Raw genomic sequence first — 4,684 nt, forward strand, 5'->3', positions numbered from 1 at the left:
GAACGTGACCGGGTCGGAGTGCACCACCGCGATCTTCCCCAGGGCCGAGGTCACGCTGTAGAGGGCGGCCACGGCCAGCATGAGCCGGCTCCCCCGCTCCCGGGCCAGGGCCCGCAGCGGCTCGGCCCACCCGAGGCCGGGTTCCAGGTGGAGGAGATACCCCCCCAGGCACACGAACCCGATGCCCAGGTAGGCCGGGCCGGCCGGCACCTCCCCCAGGATCCACCGGCCGGTGAACACGAGAAACGCGGGGGTGAACGCGAGGTACGGCGCGGCGAGCCCCAGGGGCGAGGCCCGGAGGGCGTGCTGGTAGAGGAGCGCCGCGGCGATCTCGAGGGGCAGGGCGCAGGCGAAGGCGGCCCAGAAGACGCCGTCGGGCCGGGTCACCCCGGTGCCCAGGGCCACGGCGGCGAGCACCGGGAGCGCCAGGGCCGTGCGGACCCAGGCCACCCGCACCGGCGGCAGGGTCGCGAGCGCCCGCTTGGCGAAGAGATCCGCGAGCGACCAGGCGAGCGCGCTCGCAAGCGAAAGCGCGGCCCAGGTCACCCCCGCCGCCCTCCCGGCCACCGGGGAAGGAACGCCGGGGTTTCCCGCCGGTACCGGCGGTACGCCTCCCCGAACGCCTCCACGAGCCGGCGCTCCTCGTGCCACGCCCCGATCCAGAGGTAGGCGGACACGGCCAGCGCAAAGGCGAGCCGGTTCGCGGTCCACACCGGGTCGGCCCACACCACCACCAGGCCCGCGGCGTACATGGGGTGGCGCACGTACCGGTAGGGGCCTTCCACCACGAGGTCCCCGGCCTCCATGCCGGTGCCCGGGGGCTCCTCCCCCCGGCGCCAGGCCCGGAAGTGGTCCCACCCCAGGAACCGCCCCCATCCCACCCGCCGGACGCACTGGCCGATCAGGCCCAGGCCGGCGAGCCGCACCCCCCAGAGGAGCCAGGCGGCCGGGCCGCCGAGGCGCAGGATCTCCCGGTCGGGCAGCCGGGCGATCCCCGCGATCAGGAGCACCAAGAGAACGGCGGCCAGGGCGTTGTAGCCGAGCCGGAACGAGCCCCGGTAGGCCGCCTCCCCCACGGCGGCCCGCACCGCCCGGCGGGCCGGCTCCGAAAGGAGCAGCGAATGGACGGCCCCGTAGGCCGCCACCGCCAGGAACGTGATCGCGAATCCCGTCACGGCTCTATCTCCTGTGCCGCTCGGACGCTGGGACGTGCGGACGTTTGGACGTTTGGACGTTTGGACGCTGGGACGTGCGGACGCGCGGACGCGAATCCCTCTGGCGATCCGGGCGCCGAGCCCGGGCCGGCCGCGAGCGCGTGCATCGGCTCCGGCGCCTGCCAACATGTCGCACCAAGGCCCCAGGGGCCCACCGGAACGGTTCCCCGTTGACCGACTCCCCCGCCCCCCCTACAATGCGCCGCGGAGGTGGCCAGGGCACTGGTGGCTCTCCCGGACTTCAAATCCGGTGGGCGGCGTGAACAGCGTCGCCGGTGGGTTCGATTCCCATCCACCTCCGCCACGACGACGCAACGGGTTGCCGGACGGCCGGCAACCCGTTTTCGTTTCCCGGGCCGAGAACCGGAGCCGGATCATCCCGGCCCGGAGCCCGAGCGCTCCGCCCGGGCGATCAGGATGAAGAGCCCCCCGAGCACGGCGAGGGCCGCAAGGAGCAGCGCAAAATCCACCGCGTTCGTCTTCTCCAGGGCCGCGACGAAGAGCTTGCGGATGAAGGCCACCAGGGCGAGTTCCAGAAACACCCGCAGGGTGAAGTGCCCGCCCCGCAGGTAGCGCACCTCGGCGTGCAGAAGCTCGATCATCATCCAGAGGATGAGGAGCGACCCCAGGGCCCGGACCACCCCCACGTCGATCCGCCCGGTGGCCACCTCCACCACGTCCGAGACGAAGAGCGCCGTGATCGCCACGGTCATGGCCACGAGCCCCACCACGAGAAGCAGGTTGAGCCCGTAGGTGACCCGCTCGACCCACCGGATCAGCCCGGTCTCCACCCGCTTCGACAGGAACACCCGCCGGAGCTCCTCCTCCCGGTAGGCCTCGGTCATGGCGTCGAGGCTGAGGTCCAACAGCTTGTGGAGGGTGCCCGTGAGGGCCCGGGCCTCGGCCGGGTCGGCCACCGCCTCCCACACCCGCTCCTCCAGGTACGCCCGGGTGAAGCTCATGGCGGCGGCCACGTAGTGGCCCGGAAGCCCGATGTCCACGTGGGTCTTGCCCGCCCGGCGAAGCCGCTTGAGGTAGCCCCCGTCCAGGGGGTCCCTCAAAAGGGCCACGAGCCAGGCCCGGCTGGTGGCCTTTCGACGGGCCTCGGCCTCGGGGCTGGGGAAGAACCCTTTCGTGTAGGGGTCGGCGGCCAGGTGGGCGAAGAACGCCTCGCTGAACCGGTCGGCCTCGGGCTCCAGGATCTCCCGCAACCGCTGCCGCCGGGCCTCGTCCTCGGGCCCGTACCCGTAGTGCTCCAACACCCTGGTCATGCGTTCCACGCGTCGTTCCTCCTGGGGAGTTCCGGGGTTGCTCGCCCATAGATACCCGAGCCTCGCCCGCCGCGCAAAACCCCGGGCCCTCGTTTGACCATGGGCCGGGGCGGTGCTACAAGCGCCCCACCGACCTCAAACCCCGCTTCCGGGAGGAGCCCCATGGCCGAGAACTTTTTCCTCGACACCCCGGATCTCGCGTTCCGGCTCCGACAGGCCGACCTCGCGCACGCCGTGCGCCTCAGGGAGCGGGACTTCACCGAGGGGGCCGAGTACCCCGAGGCCCCGGGGAGCTACGACGAGGCCCTCGGGCTCTACGAGGCCGTGCTCGCCATGGTGGGGGAGCTGTGCGCCCGGAAGATCCACCCCCGGGCCCGGCAGGTGGACCGGGAGGGGGTGCGGTTCGCGGACGGGGAGGTGTGCCTGGCCGAGGGGACACGCCAGAGCCTCGAGGACCTCCGCCAGGCCGGGCTCCTGGGGGTCACCCTGCCGCGACGGTACGGCGGGCTCAACTTCCCCAACACGGTCTACAACCTGATGATGGAGATGGTGGCCCGGGCCGACGCGAGCCTCCACAACCTGGTGGGGCTCCAGGAGATCGGGGAGACGATCCACCGGTTCGGCTCCGAGGAGCAGCGGGAGCGCTACCTGCCCCGGCTCGCCTCGGGCGAGGCCGACGGCGCGATGGCGCTGACCGAGGCCGACGCCGGAAGCGACCTCCAGGCCGTGCGGACCCGGGCCCGGCAGGACCCGGAGACCGGGCAGTGGAGGCTGACCGGCACCAAGCAGTTCATCACCAACGGGTGCGCCCGGATCCTCCTGGTGCTGGCCCGGTCCGAGGAGGGGACCCGCGACGGCCGGGGGCTTTCGCTGTTCGTGTGCGAGGCCGGGCCCCGGGTGCGGGTGCGGCGGATCGAGGAGAAGATGGGGCTCCACGGCTCGCCCACCTGCGAGATCGAGTTCGACGACGCTCCGGCCGAGCTCGTGGGCGCCCGGAGGCGGGGCCTCACCCGGTACGTCATGTCGCTCATGAACGGAGCCCGGGTGGGGGTGAGCGCCCAGGCCGTGGGCATCGCCGAGGCCGCCTACCGCTCGGCCCGGGAGTACGCGGCGAACCGCCGCCAGTTCGGCCGGGCCATCGAGGAGTTCCCGGCGGTCTATGAGATGCTCGTGCGCTCGCGGGTGCGGGTGAACGCGGCCCGGGCCCTCCTGTACGAGACCACGCGGTACGTGGACCTCCGGGACGGGTGCGAGCGCGCCGGCGACGAGGCCGCGGCCAAGCGCTGGGACCGGATCGCCTCGGTCCTGACGCCGCTTACCAAGGCCTACTCCACCGAGGTGGCGAACCAGGTGGCCTACGACAGCCTCCAGGTCCACGGCGGGAGCGGGTACATGAAGGACTACGAGGTGGAGCGCCACTGCCGGGACGCCCGGGTCACAAACATCTACGAGGGGACCACGCAACTGCAGTACGTGGCGGCCCTGGGCGGGGTGATGAACCGGGTGCTCGATCCCCTGGTGGACGAGCTCGCGGGGCTCGGGTACGGGGGCCGCCTCGGGGACCTGGCCGGGGCCCTCGCCGAGGCCCGGGCGAAGCTCCGGCGGGCCGTGGCCTACGTGGCCGAACGGCGAGAGGCCGACTACCAGGACCTCATGGCCCGGCGCCTGTGCCACACCGAGACCCTGGTCCTCACGGGGTACCTGCTCCTGCGCGACGCCCTGGCCGACCCGGAGCGCGAGGCGCTGGCGGAGCTTTTCGTGGCCGAGGCCCTGCCCCAGATCGACCTCGACACCGGCGTGGTGCTCGCGGGCGACCGGACGCTCATCGACCGGCGGGGGGAGGTGATTTAGGCGGGGAAGCTGGGAGGCGGGGAGGCTAGAAAGCTGGAAGCTCCGACGGGCCGCGAGGTGGCCGGTTCGCATAAAGACTACGAACACCAACGGAAATACGGCCGGATCCCCATCGTCGCTACGGAAACCCGCGGGTGGGGGACTGGTGGAGAGCCGGGTGCGGCCCCTCACCTCGCCGCGCCGTCACAACGCCTGAATCGCTTTATTAAGGTTCTTCCGGCAAATCGTTAGGTGCCCGGGGGTGGAGGTCGAGCAACCCCTTTCGACATGATCGCCATGGTTCCAAAGAAAGAGTCGCCGCCATGCGGCCGATCCTGTGGGTTGGAACCACCTACACGATCGGAGGTC

4 protein-coding genes and 1 tRNA gene are annotated in these 4,684 nt (G+C 72.1%); 2 read left to right on the top strand and 3 right to left on the bottom strand.

What is annotated here, in order from left to right:
* Positions 1–546 (bottom strand): EamA family transporter (locus tag ACY0I8_RS16495; RefSeq protein WP_461395619.1); only part of this gene is annotated, 546 nt, incomplete at its 3' end.
* Positions 543–1,175 (bottom strand): methyltransferase family protein, encoded by a 633-nt coding sequence (locus ACY0I8_RS16500; RefSeq protein ID WP_461395620.1) that lies wholly within the window; start codon positions 1,173–1,175, stop codon positions 543–545. The genes ACY0I8_RS16500 and ACY0I8_RS16495, both read right to left, overlap by 4 nt.
* Positions 1,176–1,420: 245 nt before the next feature.
* Here ACY0I8_RS16500 and ACY0I8_RS16505 point away from each other — a divergent pair.
* Positions 1,421–1,518, top strand: a tRNA-Sec gene (locus ACY0I8_RS16505).
* Between the two features lie 70 nt (positions 1,519–1,588).
* Here ACY0I8_RS16505 and ACY0I8_RS16510 read toward each other — a convergent pair.
* Complete coding sequence (locus ACY0I8_RS16510; RefSeq protein ID WP_461395622.1) at positions 1,589–2,485, bottom strand: protoglobin domain-containing protein; 897 nt, start codon at positions 2,483–2,485, stop codon at positions 1,589–1,591.
* A gap of 162 nt (positions 2,486–2,647) precedes the next feature.
* Here ACY0I8_RS16510 and ACY0I8_RS16515 point away from each other — a divergent pair, with 162 nt between their 5' ends.
* On the top strand, positions 2,648–4,336 hold the full coding sequence (locus ACY0I8_RS16515; protein ID WP_461395621.1) for an acyl-CoA dehydrogenase family protein: 1,689 nt from the start codon (positions 2,648–2,650) through the stop codon (positions 4,334–4,336).
* Positions 4,337–4,684: the final 348 nt, after the last annotated feature.

This window comes from Deferrisoma sp. (assembly GCF_054681715.1).